At 40.2% G+C, this 20,240-nt stretch carries 22 protein-coding genes; 14 read left to right on the forward strand and 8 right to left on the reverse strand.

Features of this window, described 5'->3' with window-relative positions:
• Position 1 precedes the first annotated feature (1 nt).
• The gene (gene waaA / locus AC3KVK_RS02965) at positions 2-1,270 is read right to left on the reverse strand and encodes a lipid IV(A) 3-deoxy-D-manno-octulosonic acid transferase (RefSeq protein ID WP_490310720.1); all 1,269 of its coding nucleotides are present in this window, start codon (positions 1,268-1,270) and stop codon (positions 2-4) included.
• Positions 1,271-1,440: 170 nt separating this feature from the next.
• Between waaA and AC3KVK_RS02970 the strand changes: the two genes are divergently transcribed.
• From AC3KVK_RS02970 to hldE, 3 genes are read left to right on the forward strand one after another with little or no spacing between them, the layout of a single operon-like run.
• A complete protein-coding gene (locus AC3KVK_RS02970) occupies positions 1,441-2,850 on the forward strand; it encodes a capsule assembly Wzi family protein (RefSeq protein ID WP_490310721.1) in 1,410 nt (469 codons plus the stop codon).
• A 57-nt stretch (positions 2,851-2,907) separates the two neighbouring features.
• Complete coding sequence (locus tag AC3KVK_RS02975; RefSeq protein ID WP_490310722.1) at positions 2,908-3,495, forward strand: SIS domain-containing protein; 588 nt, start codon at positions 2,908-2,910, stop codon at positions 3,493-3,495.
• Positions 3,495-4,937 (forward strand): bifunctional D-glycero-beta-D-manno-heptose-7-phosphate kinase/D-glycero-beta-D-manno-heptose 1-phosphate adenylyltransferase HldE, encoded by a 1,443-nt coding sequence (gene hldE, locus AC3KVK_RS02980; RefSeq protein WP_490310723.1) that lies wholly within the window; start codon positions 3,495-3,497, stop codon positions 4,935-4,937. The genes AC3KVK_RS02975 and hldE overlap by 1 nt, the downstream gene beginning before the upstream one ends.
• Positions 4,938-4,964: 27 nt before the next feature.
• On the opposite strand, the gene AC3KVK_RS02985 is transcribed toward hldE, so the two are convergent.
• On the reverse strand, positions 4,965-5,690 hold the full coding sequence (locus AC3KVK_RS02985; protein ID WP_490310724.1) for a 3-deoxy-D-manno-octulosonic acid kinase: 726 nt from the start codon (positions 5,688-5,690) through the stop codon (positions 4,965-4,967).
• Positions 5,691-5,817: 127 nt separating this feature from the next.
• Between AC3KVK_RS02985 and AC3KVK_RS02990 the strand changes: the two genes are divergently transcribed.
• The 6 genes from AC3KVK_RS02990 (at position 5,818) to glpG (ending at position 11,065) form a co-directional block, all read left to right on the forward strand.
• Positions 5,818-6,867 carry a glycosyltransferase family 9 protein gene (locus AC3KVK_RS02990; RefSeq protein WP_490310725.1) on the forward strand — a complete coding sequence of 350 codons (1,050 nt, stop codon included), beginning with the start codon at positions 5,818-5,820 and terminating at the stop codon, positions 6,865-6,867.
• A 1-nt stretch (position 6,868) separates the two neighbouring features.
• The gene (gmhB, locus tag AC3KVK_RS02995; RefSeq protein WP_490310726.1) at positions 6,869-7,414 is read left to right on the forward strand and encodes a D-glycero-beta-D-manno-heptose 1,7-bisphosphate 7-phosphatase; all 546 of its coding nucleotides are present in this window, start codon (positions 6,869-6,871) and stop codon (positions 7,412-7,414) included.
• Between the two features lie 133 nt (positions 7,415-7,547).
• On the forward strand, positions 7,548-8,744 hold the full coding sequence (locus AC3KVK_RS03000) for a glycine C-acetyltransferase (protein WP_490310727.1): 1,197 nt from the start codon (positions 7,548-7,550) through the stop codon (positions 8,742-8,744).
• A 66-nt stretch (positions 8,745-8,810) separates the two neighbouring features.
• The gene (gene tdh / locus AC3KVK_RS03005; RefSeq protein WP_490310728.1) at positions 8,811-9,836 is read left to right on the forward strand and encodes an L-threonine 3-dehydrogenase; all 1,026 of its coding nucleotides are present in this window, start codon (positions 8,811-8,813) and stop codon (positions 9,834-9,836) included.
• Between the two features lie 69 nt (positions 9,837-9,905).
• Positions 9,906-10,223, forward strand: a complete 318-nt coding sequence (glpE, locus tag AC3KVK_RS03010) for a thiosulfate sulfurtransferase GlpE (RefSeq protein ID WP_490310729.1) — start codon at positions 9,906-9,908, stop codon at positions 10,221-10,223.
• On the forward strand, positions 10,223-11,065 hold the full coding sequence (gene glpG, locus AC3KVK_RS03015) for a rhomboid family intramembrane serine protease GlpG (RefSeq protein ID WP_490310730.1): 843 nt from the start codon (positions 10,223-10,225) through the stop codon (positions 11,063-11,065). Before glpE ends, glpG begins: the two co-directional genes overlap by 1 nt.
• Here the strand turns inward: glpG and AC3KVK_RS03020 are convergent.
• Entirely contained in the window at positions 11,046-11,441 is a 396-nt protein-coding gene (locus tag AC3KVK_RS03020) for a flagellar basal body-associated protein FliL (RefSeq protein ID WP_490310731.1), read from the reverse strand. The genes glpG and AC3KVK_RS03020 overlap by 20 nt on opposite strands.
• 225 nt (positions 11,442-11,666) lie before the next feature.
• Here AC3KVK_RS03020 and AC3KVK_RS03025 point away from each other — a divergent pair, with 225 nt between their 5' ends.
• Positions 11,667-12,212, forward strand: coding sequence for a chorismate--pyruvate lyase family protein (locus tag AC3KVK_RS03025; RefSeq protein WP_490310732.1), 546 nt, complete (start codon positions 11,667-11,669; stop codon positions 12,210-12,212).
• Positions 12,209-13,081 (forward strand): 4-hydroxybenzoate octaprenyltransferase, encoded by an 873-nt coding sequence (gene ubiA, locus AC3KVK_RS03030; protein WP_490310733.1) that lies wholly within the window; start codon positions 12,209-12,211, stop codon positions 13,079-13,081. The genes AC3KVK_RS03025 and ubiA overlap by 4 nt, the downstream gene beginning before the upstream one ends.
• On the opposite strand, the gene AC3KVK_RS03035 is transcribed toward ubiA, so the two are convergent.
• The 4 genes from AC3KVK_RS03035 to AC3KVK_RS03050 all read right to left on the reverse strand — a co-directional run bounded on the left by AC3KVK_RS03035 (position 13,078) and on the right by AC3KVK_RS03050 (position 16,902).
• Positions 13,078-13,707, reverse strand: coding sequence for a 2OG-Fe(II) oxygenase (locus AC3KVK_RS03035; RefSeq protein ID WP_490310734.1), 630 nt, complete (start codon positions 13,705-13,707; stop codon positions 13,078-13,080). The genes ubiA and AC3KVK_RS03035 overlap by 4 nt on opposite strands.
• A 67-nt stretch (positions 13,708-13,774) precedes the next feature.
• Positions 13,775-14,689, reverse strand: a complete 915-nt coding sequence (locus AC3KVK_RS03040; protein WP_490310735.1) for a LysR family transcriptional regulator — start codon at positions 14,687-14,689, stop codon at positions 13,775-13,777.
• Positions 14,690-14,905: 216 nt separating this feature from the next.
• Positions 14,906-16,432: a DUF3369 domain-containing protein gene (locus AC3KVK_RS03045; protein WP_490310736.1), complete on the reverse strand. Its 1,527-nt coding sequence runs from the start codon at positions 16,430-16,432 to the stop codon at positions 14,906-14,908.
• A 68-nt stretch (positions 16,433-16,500) separates the two neighbouring features.
• A complete protein-coding gene (locus AC3KVK_RS03050) occupies positions 16,501-16,902 on the reverse strand; it encodes a DUF2721 domain-containing protein (RefSeq protein ID WP_490310737.1) in 402 nt (133 codons plus the stop codon).
• Between the two features lie 227 nt (positions 16,903-17,129).
• Between AC3KVK_RS03050 and AC3KVK_RS03055 the strand changes: the two genes are divergently transcribed.
• From AC3KVK_RS03055 to AC3KVK_RS03065, 3 genes are read left to right on the forward strand one after another with little or no spacing between them, the layout of a single operon-like run.
• Complete coding sequence (locus AC3KVK_RS03055) at positions 17,130-18,725, forward strand: hypothetical protein (RefSeq protein ID WP_490310738.1); 1,596 nt, start codon at positions 17,130-17,132, stop codon at positions 18,723-18,725.
• Complete coding sequence (locus AC3KVK_RS03060) at positions 18,726-19,055, forward strand: putative signal transducing protein (RefSeq protein WP_490310739.1); 330 nt, start codon at positions 18,726-18,728, stop codon at positions 19,053-19,055.
• Positions 19,042-19,635 (forward strand): YjaG family protein, encoded by a 594-nt coding sequence (locus tag AC3KVK_RS03065; RefSeq protein ID WP_490310740.1) that lies wholly within the window; start codon positions 19,042-19,044, stop codon positions 19,633-19,635. The genes AC3KVK_RS03060 and AC3KVK_RS03065 overlap by 14 nt, the downstream gene beginning before the upstream one ends.
• Here the strand turns inward: AC3KVK_RS03065 and rsmD are convergent, their stop codons facing one another.
• Positions 19,636-20,235 (reverse strand): 16S rRNA (guanine(966)-N(2))-methyltransferase RsmD, encoded by a 600-nt coding sequence (gene rsmD / locus AC3KVK_RS03070; RefSeq protein ID WP_490310741.1) that lies wholly within the window; start codon positions 20,233-20,235, stop codon positions 19,636-19,638.
• Positions 20,236-20,240: the final 5 nt, after the last annotated feature.

Raw genomic sequence — 20,240 nt, forward strand, 5'->3', positions numbered from 1 at the left:
ATTAATCCAAAAATTTTAAAATAAGTTCAAGGGAGTGCGAAAGTGCCCCTTGATTTGCTAAAACAAATTGATGAGCTGCACGACCGAGCTGTTGTTGGCTAGTTGACTGGTCATGTAACCGCAATAAGTGCTCACTCAGCTCTGCTTGGTTATCACAGACTATACATGCTTGTTGTTCAATTAGGCCTTGATAGACTTGCTGAAAATTAAACGTGTGCGGACCTGTAATAATTACACATTCAAACGCAGCGGCTTCAAGTGGATTGTGCCCTCCTCTGGCCACCAAACTCCCGCCAATAAATGCAATTTGCGCGCAGCCATATAAAACTTGAAGTTCACCCATTGTATCGCCTAATAAAATCTGTGGTTTATCTTTATGGGTCGATAAGGCTGGTTGGCTGCGTCTTTGGTAGCTTAAGCCATGCTTTGCAATCAGTTGAGCGACGGATTCAAAGCGCTCTGGGTGCCTAGGAACTAAAATGAGCAATGCATCCGGTTGTGTGGCTAGTAACGTTTGGTGAGCTGACAAAATAAGTTCATCTTCGCCTTCATGGGTTGAGCCAGCGAGCCAGATAAGCGGGTGGTGGTTGAGTGATGTTTTAAGCTCAGAAGCGTGTTGTTTAACCTCTTGGCTAAGTTGAATATCAAATTTGATTGAGCCAGAGACCGTCATTGAATTCGACTTTACACCTAGGGTAATAAAACGATCTGCGTCTTGTTGACTGTGGGCGGCCACATGACTTAATTTTGGGAAAATATGCTGCGTCAAAAAAGCAGTTTTTTGATAGCCAAGAGCTGATTTTTCAGAAAGTCGCGCATTGAGTAAAAGAATTTTACACGGTTGTTTAGTCGCAAAATGGATTAGGTTTGGCCAGAGCTCTGTTTCTAAAATAACCATCAATTTGGGGTTGAAGTGGCGATAAAAGCGCTTTACCGCCCCTGGAAAATCTAAGGGTAAATAAACATGACTCACCGTGTCTGCAAAGGTGTGTTTAATTTGATCGCTGCCAGTTGGTGTATTACAGGTGATCACAACGGGCAAATCATGCTCGGCTATAAAACGTTTAATCAAAGGGGTCGCAGCGATTACTTCCCCAAGTGATGCGCAGTGAAATACAATCGTTTCTGGGGGGGCTGCTTGTGAATAAACTCCTAGTCTTTCAAAAAGGCGTTGTCGATATGCAGGGGCTTTTTTTCCACGACGCCAAAGGTGGGCAAAAATTAAAGGGCTAAGCAGGTATAAAAGTAGGCTATAAAAAATGCGGGCCATAATCAGAAACAATAAGGTCAGATAAACATTATGGTAGCGTTTTTTCAGTCAAAACAACACCTGCTACCGCTAATAAAGTACGAAGATAACAATTTTAAACAGGCCTAAAGTGTCATCTTCTAAGTAGATTTGATACCATCATTAGGCCTTAAAATCAGTGTCATACATTTATGAAATTAAAATATTTATCACCGTTAGTTTTTGCTCTGTGTAGTTCATCGTTATTTGCTAAACCAACAGCTTATTTACCTGTTCATATTGATAGCCATTTAGAACAGCAAGTTGACACCATGTTTGTGCTCACAACGGGCACGCCAATGACCAAACCTTATGCGTTGGATGAGATAGATATAGCATTGAGGCAACTTCGTACGGTCGATAAAGCGCTTTATGACGCTATCCGTGTTGCTCTAAAGCCTTACCGAGGGCAAGATCAAATCAGCCGCTCAGGATTAAGGGCCACAGCCAAATATGAAAAAACCATGGCTATACCCAATCAGCGCGGTTTAATGTCTGATGAGTGGGGGCAAGGCTTTTTTGAAGGCATTTGGCGCCCCAGTGAATCTACCCTTGTACAAGTTGGCTTAGATTATCGTTTTGCATCAGGGGATCTGGTTGCGTATAACACGTTCTTTAGTCTTGCGGGTGAGTCATTGCAGCTTGATATAGGTTATAAAGAGCATTGGTTTTCACCATTTAAACACTCTGCACAAATGATTTCGACTAATGCCAAAACTTCTCCTTCTATCTCTTTGGGATTAACCAAACCGATTGCAGATTGGTGGAACCTTGATTTTGAACTTTATTATTCTAAATTAGAAAAAGTTGAAAAAGGCATTGGTTATCAAGGTGAATGGCACGATGGTCGGCCGCTAATTGCAGGAACACACTTAAGCTTTGAACCAGTAACAGGTTGGAAAATAGGACTTAATCGTATTCTACATTTTGGTGGAGGGCCGCGAGAAGTCAGCGCCAAAGATATTTTTAAAGCCTATTTTGACCCTGCCGGCAATGATAATTTGCATGGTGATGATGTCGAACTAGGCGATCAATTAGCGTCTGTAACCAGTGTTTTTAACTTTAACTGGGGTACGCCTGCAGAACTGTATTTTGAATATGGTGGTGAAGATACCAAAGAATATAAAAACTATGAAATTGGTAATTTAGTGTTTTCGGGTGGTTTTTATTTACCACAACTGACCTCTAACTGGTCAGTGAGATACGAATATACCAGTTGGCACTCACTGTGGTATGTGAATTCAATTTATAAATTTGGCAATACCAATGATGGGGCTGTGTATGGTCACTTTGCAGGTGATCAGCGCACCTTTGGTGATGCCACACCGTCAGATATTCACCTTATTGATATTGGCTACAACGAAGATATTAATTCATCATGGCATATGAAACTAACGACTATAGAGAACCTTGATTCTGCAACTGATTATCAGCGTTCATTGGAGCTACAGCTGAGCAATAGCCGTAAGTGGCAAGAGTATCGAATCGAGAGCCAAATTACATACGGCACAGATGTATTTGATGAAAAATATGGTCATTTATCGGTGACTTGGTTTTGGTAAAACCTCGCTAAATTTAAGGCTTGAGTTATCTATAGCTTAAGCTGGATAGGAAAAATTATGAATAACCCTGAAATCGAAAATAGTTATGCGGCTAGTTTGGCGCGCCACAGAGCGGCGTTTTCAACCCTTGAAGCTCATCAAAGTCAAGCCTTAGCTTTATTAAAGCAATGCTTAGTGACTTTAAAAGCAGGTGGAAAAGTGGTTTGGTTTGGCAATGGCGGCAGTGCTGCTGATGCGCAACATTTAGCGGCAGAATTCGTGGTTCGGTATAAAAAAGAGCGCGGTCCGTTGGCATCAATCGCCTTAACTACAGATACCTCGATTTTAACAGCCCACTCCAATGATTATTCTTTTGATACTGTTTTTGAGCGTCAAGTGCAGGCACTGTGTAAGCCACAAGATTTAGTGATAGGGCTGACAACATCTGGCACCAGTAACAATATTAATTTAGCACTGGCAGCTGCTAATGAAATTGGCGCATTTACAGTTGCTTTGACAGGGCGTGATGGTGGATTGGTTAAAGATATTGCTCAATTAGCGGTGATCATTGCAAACGATGAAACTGCGCGTATTCAAGAAGCACATATGTTTATTGGTCACTGGTTGTGTGAAGCGCTGGATTTGAGTTGGCAGGAAGAAGCATAATGGATTTATCACTGTTTAAACATTTATCAAACGCCAAAGTGTTAGTGGTTGGTGATGTGATGCTTGATCGTTATTGGCATGGTGACTCAGGCCGTATTTCTCCTGAGGCCCCTGTGCCAGTTGTGAAAGTGAGCCAATTAGAAGATAAAGCTGGTGGTGCTGCAAACGTTGCAAAAAATATTGCCCACCTAGATGGGAAAGTAAGTTTGCTGGGCATTATCGGTGAAGATGAAAGCGGTGAAACCTTACAAAAACTCTTAAATCATGAATATATAGCCTCTGAATTAGTCATTCAAAATGAGCATCCTACGATTGCAAAAATGCGCGTAATTAGCCGTCATCAGCAAATCGTTCGTCTCGATTTAGAAGAAAACTTTACTGCGGCACACAGCCTGCTTTTACTTGAGCGTTTACGCTCTGTTGTTGCAGATTATGATTTTGTTTTATTCTCAGATTATAACAAAGGCTCATTAGCTCTAATTGAACCGATGATCGAAGTTGTTAAAAAGGCTGGAAAAACAGTTTTAGTTGATCCTAAATCGAAAGATCTTTCTCGCTATCGAGGGGCTGATTTTATCACACCGAATTTAAGCGAGTTTAAAGCTGCGGGTGGAGAAGTGGGTTCTGAGGCGATTATCACTGAGTCGGCGCGAAAAATTATCCAAGAATGTGGTATCCAGGCCATGTTGTTGACTCGTTCTGAGCAGGGAATGTCGTTAATTACAGCTGATGAAAAACATGATTTTCCGGCTCAAGTGTTGGAAGTATCTGATGTGACGGGGGCAGGCGATACCGTCATTGCTACGTTAACTGTGATGCTTGGAGCGGGTATGCCAGCTAAAGATGCTGTAGAAGTCGCTAATTTGGCTGCAGGATTGGTTGTTGCTAAATTAGGGGCTGCAACCGTTCGCCCTGAAGAGTTAACACGTAAACTGAATCAGTATTTACTCGAAACGGGTGAGCACTATCAAACCCCATTTACTGATGTATTGCAGCATATCGAATTGGCTAAAAGTGCGGGTGAAACCATCGTATTTACCAATGGTTGCTTTGATATTTTACATGCAGGGCATGTGCGGTATTTAGCGCAAGCTAAAGCGATGGGGCACAGGTTGGTGGTTGGGCTCAATAACGATGAATCAATTGCCAGATTAAAAGGGCCTGAGCGTCCAATTAACCCATTTGAGGAGCGCGCGATGGTGTTATCGGCTTTGTCATCGGTTGATTGGGTGATCCCATTTGGCAATGAGGATGAAAATGACACACCAGCTAAATTGATAGAACAAGTAAACCCCCACATTTTAGTCAAAGGAGGGGATTATACTGTTGAGCAAATAGCGGGCGCAGAGTTTGTGTTATCACAAGGTGGAAAGGTGGAAGTGTTAGAGTTTTTAAATGGCTGCTCGACATCGAATGTCATTAATAAGATTAAAACTCATTAAGACTATAAATAAAAAAAGCCTGATAAATCAGGCTTTTTTTATATGAGTGAGGTAATGAGCTTGCAAGGTTTGCCAATTACTCTGTTGCCAATGAAATTGCTCATGTTTGGCGAGTTGTTTGTTAAAAGAGCGCTGTAAACGAGTCATATTAGCCTGTTGCCAATGCGCTGCTGGGGGTTTTAGTTGTCCTCGGTCAAAGTCAATTAAGTACACCTCACCATAGTGATCAAACAATATGTTATTGATGTTTAAATCTGCATGAAAGACACCTTCATTATGAAAATTAGCAATGCTTTGCGCTACTTTTTCTATTTCTGCGAGAGTTAATGAGCGACATTGTAAAATGTCGAGCACACTTTGCGCTCCTTCAATCGCTTGAGTGATGATATCGCCACGATAAATTAACCCTGATGGTTTAAATTGCGCAGCTATAGGCTGAGGAACATTGAATCCTTGCTCTGCTAGATGGGCTAATAAGGCAAACTCTTGGTACACACGAGATTTTTTTAGGCCTAAATTCAAGTACTGGTCACTTAATACTTTGCCAATTAATCCACCGCGCCAATAATGGCGAATCACAGCTTTTAGTCCGTGATGCTCAAAAAACCATGTACTTGCACGGCCAGTTTTTTTAGCATAAATTTTATTTTGTTGATGCCAAAATTCAGCAGAAAACCACATATCACTTACATCACTCGGGCTTGATGAGGTAAGCAGAAGGACTGATTGTTCGGATTGTTTTAATTGAATCATCAAATTTTAGCACCAAAAACCAAGACAAAGCGTAGTTTACAATAAGTTTGCCATAGTGAACATTTGGTTTGTGCGGCTATTTCCATTAAGATCTAAGCTTGTGTTGATTTTCCACTACAGGATTGCTGTGAGCGCTAACTTAAACCTTAAAGAGATTTGTATTGTTCGACTATCAGCCATCGGCGATGTTTGCCACGCAGTTGCAGCAGTACAGGCAATTCAACGTCAATACCCAAACGCTAAAATCACATGGGTCATAGGTAAAATTGAAGCTATGTTACTGGCCGATCTTCCGGGTGTTGAGTTTGTGATTTTTGATAAAAAACAAGGCAAAGCAGCGTATCGACAACTTAAGCAGCAGTTTAAAGGGCGACGGTTTGATGTACTTTTACACATGCAAGTAGCGCTTCGAGCCAACCTGGCTGCGGCATGTATTCCTGCGAAAATGAAAGTCGGTTTTGATTGGCACCGTGCAAAAGAAGCGCACAGCTTGTTTATCAATAAAAAAATTAAGCCGCAAGATGAGCCTCATGTATTAGATGGTTTTATTGAATTTGCACGCAGTATCGGTGTGTCGCAACCGCTTGTACAGTGGCAGATGCCTTATCAAGAAAATGATTTAGCTTGGGCTAAGCAACAATTGAGTGAATGGTCAAAAGTATGTGTGATTGCGCCAGCTGCGAGTAAAAAAGAGCGCAACTGGTTACCAGAGCGCTACGCTGCAATCGCCGAACATGCGCAAGCTCAAGGTTTCAAGGTGGTGCTAAGTGGTGGCCCAACCGAAATGGAGCGCGAGTTAGCCGAACAAATTATTCAGCATAGCCAAGCCGATATTCTTAATTTGGTCGGACAAACATCGTTAAAACAATTATTATGCGTGCTCAAATGTGCAGATTTAGTGTTAGCTCCTGATACCGGGCCTGCGCACATGGCGGTAACGGTTGGGACGCCGGTTATTGGTCTATATGCCCACTCAAATCCTAAACGCACAGGGCCGTATTTATACCAAGACTATGTGGTTGAGGTATATCATCAGAACATTGAGTTGCAATTTGGCAAGCCAGCAGCCCAATTGCCGTGGGGAAAACGTGCAAAAGGGGCTGATTTAATGCAGCAAATTACGGTTGAGTCGGTTTTATCTATGTTTGATCATGTCATTCAAAAAGAGCAACTATAAAATGAATAAAGCGGTTTTCCTTGATCGCGATGGCGTGATCAACATTGATCATGCGTATGTCTATAAAATAAATGAGTTTGAATTTGTACCTGGTGTTTTTGAAGCTTGTCGTCATTTCGTTAAGTTAGGCTATAAGTTGATAGTGGTAACGAATCAATCAGGGATCGGGCGAGGGTATTACTCTGAAGCCGATTTTGTAAAACTCACTCACTGGATGAAAAGGCAATTTGAAGCGCAAGAAGCACCGCTGTCTGAAGTGTATTTTTGCCCACATCATCCAAACAATGCATTACCTCAATATTTGCAAGAATGTGATTGTCGTAAACCCGCTCCGGGTATGTTATTGCAAGCAATGACGCAATTTAATATTGATGCCAGCCAAAGTATCATGATTGGTGACAAGCATTCAGACATTGCCGCAGGAAAAGCCGCGGGTGTGGCACGTTGTGTCTATATTAAAGAAATAAACCAAGCGACAGAGCAAGAGTTGGCTGAATTTGAAATATGGCCAACATTAGCTTCTGCGGTAAAAAAGGTAACTAATTAAGCGTTTGGACTGGTCCGATCGCTAACAAAACAGTGCATTTATAAGTTGAAACTTTTACAATGCGCCTCAGTTTTTAACCGTAACAGTGGTTTATCGTTATGGTTTACTCGTTCAAATACTTTGGAGAAAACAGATGAGAGCATCTGCGTTTTATGAGCAGCTAAAACAGCAAATTAATGAAGTAAAAGCGGAAGGTTTGTATAAGAGTGAGCGTATTATCACTTCACAACAACAAGCTGAAATTCAAGTTGCCTCGGGCGATAAAGTTATTAACTTTTGTGCCAACAACTATTTAGGTTTAGCTAATCATCCAGAGTTAATCGATGCTGCAAAAAATGGCTTAGACCAGCATGGTTTTGGTGTGGCGTCTGTGCGCTTTATCTGCGGTACACAAGATATTCATAAGCAGCTTGAAGCAAAAGTCAGTGAGTTTTTAAAAACAGAAGATACCATTTTGTATTCGTCGTGTTTTGATGCCAATGCAGGCTTATTTGAAACAATTTTAGGTGCAGATGACGCTATTATTTCTGATTCGTTAAATCATGCCTCAATTATTGATGGTGTGCGTTTATGTAAAGCGAAGCGTTTCCGTTATGCCAATAATGATATGGCTGATCTTGAGCAACAGCTTATAGCAGCTGATGCCGCGGGTGTGAAAACCAAATTAATCGCCACTGATGGTGTATTTTCAATGGATGGCGTGATTTGTAATTTAGAAGCTGTGTGTGATTTAGCTGATAAATATAATGCTTTGGTCATGGTTGATGATTCTCACGCCGTGGGTTTTGTTGGTGAAAATGGTCGAGGCACAGCCGAATACTGTAATGTAATGGATCGTGTCGACATTATTACGGGGACGCTAGGTAAAGCCCTTGGCGGCGCATCGGGTGGTTATACATCGGGCCGTGCTGAAATTGTTGAGTGGTTACGTCAACGTTCACGTCCTTATTTGTTCTCTAACTCTTTAGCACCTTCAATTGTGACGGCTTCTTTAAAAGTGTTGGATATGCTTGCACAAGGAGAAGCGCTGCGTAATACCTTGTGGAGTAACGTGGCGTATTTCCGTGAAAAAATGGAAGCGGCTGGTTTTATCTGTGCGGGTAAAGACCATGCAATTATCCCTGTGATGCTAGGAGATGCGAAAGTGGCGGCTGAAATGGCTGACAGACTCTTAGCCGAAGGCATTTATGTTACTGGCTTTTCTTTTCCTGTTGTACCAAAAGGTCAAGCGCGTATTCGTACTCAAATTTCTGCAGCTCATACCCAAGCGCAATTAGATAAAGCGATTGACGCTTTCACGCGTATTGGTAAAGACATGCAAATTATCTGATCTATAGTTAATCGATATTGAACAAACAGCCTCTCTTTTGAGGCTGTTTTTGAAGGTGAACAGTAAATGAAAGCATTATCTAAATTAAAAGCCGAACCAGGTATTTGGATGACGGATGCGCCAAAACCGGAAGTTGGCCATAATGATTTATTAATTAAAATTCGTAAAACAGCGATTTGTGGTACGGATGTGCATATTTATAAATGGGATGAATGGGCGCAAAAAACCATTCCAGTTCCTATGGTTGTCGGCCATGAGTATGTTGGCGAAGTCGTCGATATGGGGCAAGAAGTTCGTGGCTTTAGCGTTGGTGATCGGGTTTCGGGTGAAGGGCATATTACCTGCGGACATTGTCGTAATTGTCGAGCTGGACGAGTGCATTTATGTCGAAATACCATTGGTGTAGGTGTTAATCGTGAAGGCTCATTTGCCGAATATTTGGTGATTCCGGCTTATAACGCGTTTAAAATCCCTCATAATATATCGGACGAATTGGCGTCGATTTTTGACCCATTTGGCAATGCTGTTCACACTGCGCTGTCGTTTGATTTAGTAGGTGAAGATGTGCTGATCACGGGGGCTGGCCCAATTGGCATTATGGCAGCAGCAGTTGCAAAACATGTTGGGGCGCGTTATGTGGTGATTACTGATGTGAATGAGTATCGTCTTGAACTGGCTCGCAAAATGGGGGCAACTCGTGCGGTTAATGTCGCCAATGAAAAGCTTGAAGATGTAATGAAAGAGCTAGGTATGACAGAAGGCTTTGATGTTGGCTTAGAAATGTCGGGTGTGCCGTCTGCTTTTACGAACATGCTTAGTAATATGAATCATGGCGGTAAAATTGCGATGCTGGGTATTCCACCTTCTGATATGGCGGTTGATTGGAATCAGGTAATTTTTAAAGGATTAGTCATTAAAGGGATTTACGGACGTGAAATGTTCGAAACCTGGTATAAAATGGCGAGTTTGATTCAGTCAGGACTTGATTTATCACCGATTATCACACATCAATTCTCAATTGATGATTTCCAGCAAGGCTTCGATACCATGTTATCAGGCCAATCGGGTAAAGTTATTTTAGATTGGTGTTAATTGATTAGTTAACACGTTAATATTAAGGGGCATTGGCCCCTTTTTTTATCATTTCATTTTGAGGTAGTTATGGCATTTAAACATTTATCAGCGGCGCAAGCGAAAGACCTTATGGCTGGCGAGACGACAGTAGTGGCAGATATTCGAGATGAAAATTCGTTTGTTCAAGGCCATATGCCGAACGCTGTACATTTATCTAACGCCAACATCGGCCAATTTATGATTGAAAAAGATTTTGAACAGCCCATTATTGTGGTCTGTTATCACGGTATAAGCTCTCAAGGTGCAGCTAATTACTTGATTGAGCAAGGGTTTGAGGAAGTATACAGCATGGATGGTGGATTTGATGCTTGGTCTAAACAGTTTATGGATGAAATAGAAAAATAATGGTGATCTTAGCTCAATTAAATAATCCACGTGCAGCTCAAGCCTTTGTTGATTATTTAAAAACTCAGCACATAAATGTGCAGTTAGCGGCGCAGAGCGCAGATCAAGTAGCAATACTTGTTGATGAGGCTAAGTTAGAACAAGCGCAGCGTTTATGGCATGAGTTTGAACAAAACCCAAATGATGAAAAGTACTGGCAGGCCTCATGGGTGGCGGGTAGCACAGACTCTGGACTAAGCTATCAGGGCGCGTCACTTAATTTAGTCCAACGCTTTAAAGCACTGAGCTGGCTCAATCAAGCGGTAAGCTTAGTATGTGTGATACTATATTGTTTATTTATGTTTGGTGGATTTAATAGTTTATTTGCTATTTTAAAATTCGACCCAAGCAGCCCTGTTCAATGGTTTACACCCGCTGTGATTCATTTTTCTGCTATTCACTTAATTTTTAATATTATGTGGTGGATGAGCTTAGGTGCCAAGGTAGAAAAGCGTTTAGGGGCCATTCAACTAGTCTATGTTTTTATCATCACCGCTTTGTTAAGTAATTGGGCTCAATTTTTGATGGTTGGCGATAATTTCGGCGGTTTATCTGGAGTGGTATATGGACTACTTGGCTTTTGCTGGATTTTTGGTTATCGCACAGCAGATTCGGTTATCAAAATTGAGAAACCCATAGTTGGCTTTATGCTCGTGTGGTTAATTTTAGGCTTCGCGGATGTGTTATTAGTCAGTATGGCCAATTGGGCACATTTGATTGGACTGGTTGCTGGTGGCTTATATGGCTGGTTCTTATCGACAACTAAACCAGCCAAGCTAGATACTAGTGATACAGGTATTTAGTAAATAAAATATCTTTAATAATTTCGTTGCCGGTCTCTTGTTTTAAGAGTTTTTTAACCTCGGCAACGCACTTTTTGCGGATTTCTTCTCGGCCAGTTAAAGATTTGACCTTTTCTTCAGGCTCTTTACTTAAAATTTCAACTATCGCATCGCGTAAAAGTGGATCATGATGCTCAACAACCGCTAAGTTACCCATATCTTGGATCATCAGTTCAACGGTTACACGCACATAACCCATCTTTTTAGCTGAGGTGCCAATGTAATTGGTGATAACATCAGGTTCAAAGCCATAGTAACCTATGTTTGATGCTGCATAGCTGTTTAAGCTGGTAAATTGGATCCCAATAGCGCAAATTAAAACGGCTAAAAATCGCATGCTTGTTTCTCTTTTAATAAAATGTGATGACATAAATGTGTGATTTAACAGCATTATGATATCTGTTTTAGCAAATTATAGTCCAGCATTTATAACAAGATAACTCTTTCTTTATTTTAAACGCTTTACTCCGTATGTTATTTCATAATATCCATGAGCTAACCTGACTTTTTCAGTTGGATTTGAAATGCTATGATAGAGCTTCTATTGTCTAGGTGTCGTGTTGTGTTCGAATTTCCTCTCCCGCTTACTAATAACTGGCTGTCTGAAGCAGCGTGTAAATTTAGCCCCAATCAATATCATTGGCTTTTTAGTGAAGGCTCACTAACAGCAAAGCTAAAGTCTTGCTTTAATGACTTTAAAGTTGAGGTGTTAAGTGAAAAAAAACAGTCCCTCACAGCTGAGCAAACTGAGTTTTTATCTCCTAGGGAGCTAGGTGATTATACTTTTCGAGAAGTCATTTTACATTGCGATGAGCAAGCGCAAATTTATGCGCAAAGCTGGATCCCGGATGCACTCTTTTTGGCCGATTCTCAATTATTTGAATTGGGAAATAAGCCTTTGGGAGAATACTTATTTAGCCATCCAGATCTAGTCAGAAATAAGATACAAGTTACCCAGTTTGGGTTGTCCCATCCTATTGTTGAGCTTGCATGTTCGCTTAATTTACCAAAGCAGGAGTGTTTAGGACGCAGAAGTATTTTCACTTTATTTGGTCATCAAGTGATGGTGTGCGAAGTTTTTCTCCCTCAGTCGGTACTTTATTCATGACACTTTTTGGATTAATTAACAAGAATTGGCCGTATTATTTACAGCTAATGCGCACGGATAAGCCCATAGGTACTCTCTTGTTACTCTGGCCTACTTACTGGGCTCTTTGGTTGGCAGCGGATGGGTTTCCACAATGGCACTTATTGGTCATTTTTAGTTTGGGTGTATTTGTCATGCGCTCTGCTGGATGTGTGATTAATGATTTTGCTGACAGAAAAGTGGATGGGAAAGTGAAGCGTACTGAACATCGTCCATTAGCCGCAGGTCATGTCAGTTCAAAAGAAGCATTGGTCTTATTTTTTGTATTAATTATCGCGGCTTTTCTTTTGGTTTTGTGTCTCAACTTCAACACTGTTTTGTTATCCTTTGCAGCGTTAGCACTCGCTTTTTGTTATCCGTTTATGAAGCGGTACACACATTTACCACAAGTGGTATTAGGCGCTGCATTTAGCTGGTCAATTCCTATGGCTTATATGGCCACTTTGAACACCATTCCGGCAGAAGCTTGGTTATTGTATAGTGCTAATTTAGTTTGGACCGTTGCGTATGACACTATGTATGGCATGGTCGATAAAGATGATGATCTTAAGATAGGGGTTAAGTCGACCGCAATCCTATTCGGGCGATTTGATAAGATTATCGTCTGCGTGTTGCAGGTTGCCACTATTTTGATGCTTCTATATATCGCATCAATACACGCTTGGCCTTACAGCTTGCTTACAACATTATCCTTGGTATTAGTAGGGTTATTTAGTTACCAACAATATTTAATTCGAGATCGCCAACGTGATTTATGCTTCAAAGCATTTTTACATAATAACTATGTTGGTTTGCTAGTGTGGTTAGCTATTGTCGTTTCTTATAGCTAACTCGCTGGATCAATAAAGCGATGTGATGAAGTGTTTTTTCTAAACCAACCCGCTATCGAGTGACGGGTTTCAAGTGCTGGCAAAACTTCATGTGCAAATTCTTCACTAACAAATACGACAAGTGTGCCAGCTGTGGGTCTGATGGTTGTTAATACATCTTTACTTTTTGGCTTGTAAATTACCAATTCTCCCCCTTGTGGACTATTTAAATAAAAAATAGTAGTGAGCACGCGGTTTGAACGCCCTTTAAATGCATCGAGGTGTTTTTTATAAAAATCACCCTCTTGATAGGTCGCATAATGTGCTTCATAGTCGAATAAACCAAGATAAAAATGTTGGTTAATAATATCTCTGAGTTGCTCCATCAGCGATAAATATTGCTGTTGCACGATGGATTGATTATCAAACCACTTTGTTTTATCAGATCGGATACTTGAATCAAGTTGCCTGTCGGCCTCTCGACCAATACTGGCAGACTTGAATAACGACTGCTGAGTTACACATTCAGTTAATAAGTTTGTGGTGAGATCACAAGGGATGGCGTTATCAATAACTGCCAACCCATGTTGTTGGATTTGATTGATCAGTGAATCAAGAGTGTGAGAGGAAAAATCAGGTGTGTGCATAGCCAGGCTCATAATTTCTATAACGCAATTATAGCATTGACGCTCACCGGATTAATATCTTGATGGGTTAATAACCCGCAACTTGTTCAAGACTTTCTCCTGTTTGCAATTTAACTTCATCGGCAATATAGCTAAGAAGTTGTATTGCTTGATGTTGTAGAGAAAATTTATTAGCTGTGGTGACAGCTAATGCAAGTTGTTGCGATTCTTGAGATGGCTTAATGATGACTAAGTCAGTATTGCCCTCAATAGTTTTAGCGTGTTCAATTCCTGCAATCGCAACATGTTTTGCATCTTTTACAGTTTGTGTGATCTGGTCAATGTTGCCGACTTTGATCGTTGATACTTTATGCAATGCTGTTGCTGCATCTTGTAACATTTTTTGTACTGAGCTGCTTGATGATAAGCACGAGAGCATTGGAAAAGGTGCCAGAGCTTTACGATCGATATCAGCAGTGGTTACGAGGGGGTGTGTATTGTGTACGAACAACACCAATTGATCAGGTAAGCGTACTAAGGCATTTTCTGGCACACTACTTTGGCTGTTGCCAATTGCGAGATCAATTTCGTTGAGCTTTAGTTTCTCATCTAGTTGAGACTGAGAATATAAGTGCATTTCAATTGATGTTTCAGGGTGATGCTGCATAAACTTACCGCATGCTAAGGGGACGATCGTGGTTGCATCCATAGTGTAACCAATAACTATCTTTTCACACTCATTCGACTTGTGTTTAGTTAGTTTTGTTTTCAACTCACTTAAATTTGTCAATGTGTCATGACAATAAGTTAAAAAAATCTCTCCTGCTTCAGTTAAATGTACTGAGCGGGTTGAGCGGGTGACTAATTCACAGTCGAGTTCTTGCTCTAAAGTTTGAATGCTCCGAGTAAGGGCTGATGTGCTTAGGTTGCATTGTTCTGCGGCTTGACGAAAGTGGCGAAGTTTTCCTAACGCCAAAAATTGCTCGAATTGTTCCAATCTCACTTTATGATCCTTCTCTTTCAAGTGAACTGAGCTAAAACTGACAGTTGTACCAAAATCATTTTGGTTTTGAGTAATTACTTTGTTTTTTCTACGCTTTTTGCCTAAAAAAAGTAACAACTGAGCAATAATATTAAAGAATAAGGTACAAAAGCAAGCTTTAATCTCTATTTACTCTAGTAAAATAGTATTAATAGATTACATAATTGATTAAGTACCTTAGTCTGGGTAGGCGTCACGGACTCCTAAAAAGGCATCTAAATCATCAATGAAGAGAGTGACTAATTCAGGATCAAATTGTTTGCCGCTTTGCTCTTTCAATAGCGTTAAGATATCTTCGAGTGGCCATGCTTTTTTGTAGCAGCGATCGCTACCAAGTGCATCAAATACATCAGCAAGTGCCGTAATCCGACCTGATATATCGATTGCTTTGCCCTTTAAGCCTTGAGGGTAGCCTGACCCATCCCATTTTTCATGATGCTGATGGGCAATTATCGCTCCTTGCTGTAAGATCTCATTGGTCGAGTTACGAAGGATGTCATACCCCATTTGAGCATGTGACTGCATGATTTCCCACTCTTGTGCAGTGTGTTTTCCTGGCTTATTGAGGATAAGGTCCGGTATCCCTATTTTTCCTATATCGTGAAGGGGGGATGCCAGTTTTATGATTTCAGCTTGATATGGGGTGAGCCCATATTTTAAAGCCAGCATATAACTATAATTGGCCACTCGCTTAACATGGCTACCTGTTTCTTTACTACGTTTTTCGACTGCTTCGCCTAAAATATAAGACAATTCTTTTTGTGACTCTCTGACTACTTCACGAAGGCGCAGATTGTCGTATGCAAGGGCAATATTATTAGAAAAGAACTCTAGAAGTTGATGATCAGAAGGTTGTAACTTTGAGGATTTGCTCACATAGAGCATTGTCTCTAGGCCGCCTTTTGTTGGAAAGTAGCCAACAAATTGATTTTCATCTTTAAATGATTGTTTTTTGTTATGAACATTAACAAATAAGTCACTAATTTCATCAGGTAGAAGTGTATTCTCTGAGCTTGGAGATCCTACAGATGAAGCTAGTAACATAAAGTCAGTGCCGGGTTTTGCTTGAGAGTTTACTGCTGCAGCACAGTAGATTTCGTTATCTTCAAGGCCCATTACTGTGGAAACATGACCTAAAATGGTCGAAGCAAATTGATCTACAGTATCGCACTCTAAAAAATTAGCTGAAGCATTAATTATATTCTCTAACCCTAACTTATGTTTCTCAATAATACGAATATCACGATAGGCGCGAAGCGCTGAATATAAGAGTGTTTTAAGTTTTATTGCTGTTAACTCTGTTTTATTTTTATAATCGTTGATATCAAAGTCACGAATTACAGATTCTTCAGGTGCTTCACCGGGCTGGCCAGTTCTTAATATTAATCTGACGTCATGGTTATGGGCATCTTCACGAATATACCTTATTAAATCGAGCCCAGCATGGTTGGTTTCCATCACCACATCAACCAAACCTACAGCTACTTCATCCATGTCTTTCATCATATCTTTTGCTTGTTCAGCTGAATATGCATGATGGAAGCGCAAGGGCTTTCCTTCAAATTGGAAGCCAGTTAAAACTAACTTAGTAACCTGATGAATATCTTCTTCATCATCAACTACTAAAATGTCCCAGCCGCTATTGAAGTCTTCAGGTTGCTCATCAGTTTGTGAGCTTTCATCAGAGAATAAAAAGTCAGACACAAATTACCACTTAATCAACATTGGATGTATTGAGTATAGAAGGTAAAAGTAAAAAGTATAAAACTCGCTTAGTGATTGTTTAGTGGCTTTTCCTCGATGTTTGTCAACTCTAGTTCAATGGCATCACAGGATATATAAATCTCATAAAGAGAAAAAATAAGTGATGCAAGGAGACACAATAAACTGCAACCAAAAAAGATGGCACCGATTAAACTTTGCTCTAAAAAAACAGCAAACATTGCTGCAGTGCAGAGCAAGAAAGACATCACTCCGTAAAATTGCATAGTACGAATAAGCTTAATTCGTTTTCTTAAATTACTTATTTGTGCTTTTACGACAGGGCGAATAGTGTCTCCTTCTCGAGAGTTTAGTTGTCTGATTAACTGGGCAAGCACTAAAAATCGATTCGTGTAAGCGAGTAAGAGCAAGGAAATAGCTGGGAAAAGTAGTGCTGGAGTGGTTAACGTCATAGCTCAGAGACTTCTATATGGGTTTTGATTGTTAATTATATGTTTTATTCTGTTTATATTCACGTATTAGCAGTGTTAAGATAGCTAGATTATAAAAAATAACTGTTTTTTTAACCTGTTAATTTTTAAGATTTAGTTTTGAGTCGTTAGTAATTAGTAAGTTCATCATAAAAATAACAGAACTTGAACTAAAGTAGGTATAGCAGTGCGTCAGGGGAAAATTTAGCATGGGCGAATTTCAAGGTACCCAATTACATCAGCTTTTACAAAGCTTAGAGTCTGTTTCTGCAGAAGATACGTTTCACAAAGTTGCGCAGGAACTCTCAATTGAGCCTGTGGCATTGCATGCCAATTTATCGGACACTATTTCTGTCGGGCACCCATATATTGATCAAGTGTCGCAACAATTAATCGAGATTCTGACACCTCAATTAAAAGGCTTGATGCTTGTTGCTTGCCAACAAGCGCTAGAAAAAGGTCATCAAGCGGCGATTGTGCAACATCAAGCTGATGAAGATGAGGCAATAAAGGCGCTTGAAAAGCAAATTAAATCACTTCAAGAAACGAATGCCGAGCTTGAAGCACAATGTCGCACAGAACAAGAAAAGAGTCAGTGTTCTGTTGATGAATTGGTCAGTCTTAAGGAAAAATTGCTGGAATTAGAATCAGTTAAAGAGCAGTGTGCTATCCTGCAATTAAGTGCTCAAGAGCACCTTACAACCCAGCAAACGTTGCAAGCTCAGCTATCGGATAAAACAGCGAAACAGCAGTCATTAACAGAGCAGTTACAACAATCAGAATCGGCGCTTGCCAAGCAAAAAGAGCTAAATGCATTACAGTCAGATAAAGTTAAACAACTGATAGAAGAACGCAGCCAAGAAAATGCATCACTTGATGACAGGCTCAAACAGCAAGAGCGCCATTATCAAAAAGAACTTTCAGAAGTCAAAACGACATTAGTTGATATCGAAGCCGAGTTAGCGCAAAGTCAGCAAGCTGTTGCAGAGCAACAAAAAATATCGGCTAATCATGTTCAAAAAATTCAACAATATCAAGAGCAACTGCAAGATAAGACTGAATTGCTTTCTCATGTCGAAAATGCAAGCGAATCTTCGTTGCAGCAGTTAGATTTATTAGCAAAAGAAAAAGAAGCACTCACTCAAAAACTTGAAAGCGAGCAGCAAAGTCTTCATTCATTAAATACTCAATTTGAGCAAGCTAATGCACGCTTTAAACAAATTGAAAGTAATAATGAAGCCTTGCAAAAAACGCTGAATAGCAAAGAGCAAGAGTTGAATGCGATTCAAGCTAATGTTGTTTCGCTCGAAGAAACAAACTCGACTTTAACTCAAGAGTATGAAAATTTAGTTAAAATTAACAATGAGTTTAAAGATAAGGCTGAAGAGCAAGCCAAAAAGCATGACGGTCGATTTAACGACCTCAAAAAAGACTTGTTTGCTGAAAGCAAGTTATTAAGAGCAGAGTTAGAGCAAGCCTTGGCTAATATAGTTATTTTAGAGCAAGATCGCGAACAATTGAGTGAGCAACTTAGTGAGCTAAGGGTGAAAGAAAAAGGCTATCAAGATGCCATTGTTGAAAAAGAAAGCTTATTAGCCAATCAAGACTCAGCATTGAATATGGCGCAAGGCCGCAACTCGAGCTTAGTTTCTCGTTTAGAAGCTGAATCACAGCAAGCCCGAAGTGCTTATGAGAGTATCCGAGCACAAAATAATGAATTAACAGAAAAAATAGAAGAATTAGAAGGAAAAGTAACGGAATTTAGGCTTAAATTTGAATATGCTCAGCAACAACTTATAAGCTAAATGACGGATTTCTTAGATTGGATTAGTATTTACAAAGCAGAAAATGTAATAGAAGCTAATCTGATCAAAGGGTTGTTAGCCCTTAGTCGCATAGATGTTCGATTTCATGGTGAAGCGCTGTCTGGCGCTTTAGGTGAAATTCCCCACGAACAAACTTACGTTTCAATTCTTGTCATGCAGATAAAGCAGCGCCAAGCAGAAAAAATATTGTTAGAATATCAATCTAAGCAATCAATTCACGACTGGTTTTGTGGCCACTGTGGTGAAAAAAATGGCGCAGGATTTGAGCTTTGCTGGTCCTGCCAAATGGATAAAGATGAAAAAGCCTAATAACTTCCAACGTATTCGCGAATTAAACTATCTACAAAAGGCTGTGCTGGCAGCTGCATTACTAGAGCGAATGCTGCCTAATTACACTCTTTTTTGCCATGCAACAGAGTTTGGCGAACCTAGTGTGTTACGTAATACGCTCAATTTAATTTGGGAAAAACTTGTTTTACCTAAAAGTAAAATAAATCTAGAGCTACTAGTTGATAAAGTTGAGCCGAATGTCCCCGAAGTTGCTGATTTCGATATGTTTGGCGTGTACCCTGCGATCGATGCGGCCACCGCATTGCTTGGTATGCTCAATGGCTTATTCATGGAAGATGAATCTGAATTTGTCGATATCAGTAAAATATCACAAGCAACAGTAGCAAAGTTAATCGAATATCAGCTAACTAGTGAAGATATTGTCGCCGATAACCAAGCGATCAGAGAGCATCCATTAATGCAATATGAAATGGATATGCTGTCAGAATTAATTGATCATGTAGAAAGTATGGGGCGCATTACTTCTGAGAGTGTGAAAGCGCTTAAGAAAAAAGCGCTTGAAGATGGTCAAACTAATATTGGCATCGAGATAGAATAATTACAGCGCTTCATTTTTCTGTGCCTGAAATAAACGGTAGGTGACTTGACCCGCCGTTTTTTCTTTTAGTAGCGCCCAATTAGCGGGAGCTTGAAATTCATTGAGTTCAGATTCAACTTCAACATAAATTAGGCTCATTGGTTTAAGTGCATTTGCTTGAATTAGTTGTTCGCAACAGATTTGTGCCAGACCTAGACGAAATGGGGGATCAATAAAAACTAAATCATATTGTTGATCTAGTGCTAAAATTGCGCTCAGTGCATCGGCATGAATCACGTTGGCATCATGTTGCTTCAATAATGTTAAGTTATCTTTTAGTTGTTGCGCAGCAATTTTATCTTTTTCTATAAAAGTGACGGAGTTCGCATAACGCGACAATGCTTCAAAGCCTAGCCCGCCAGAACCTGCAAAACAGTCAAGTACGTCAGAACCTCTGATGTCATTCATCAGCCAATTAAACACCGTTTCTTTGACCCGATCTGTTGTTGGTCTTAAACCAGCCACGTCTTTGACTGGCAGTTTACGCCCTTTAAACTGGCCACTGATTATTCGGATGTGCCCATTGGCTGTTTTAGCTGTGTTACCTGTCTTTTTTTTCATGGATG

Source organism: Pseudoalteromonas sp. J2K-J979 (assembly GCF_058169715.2).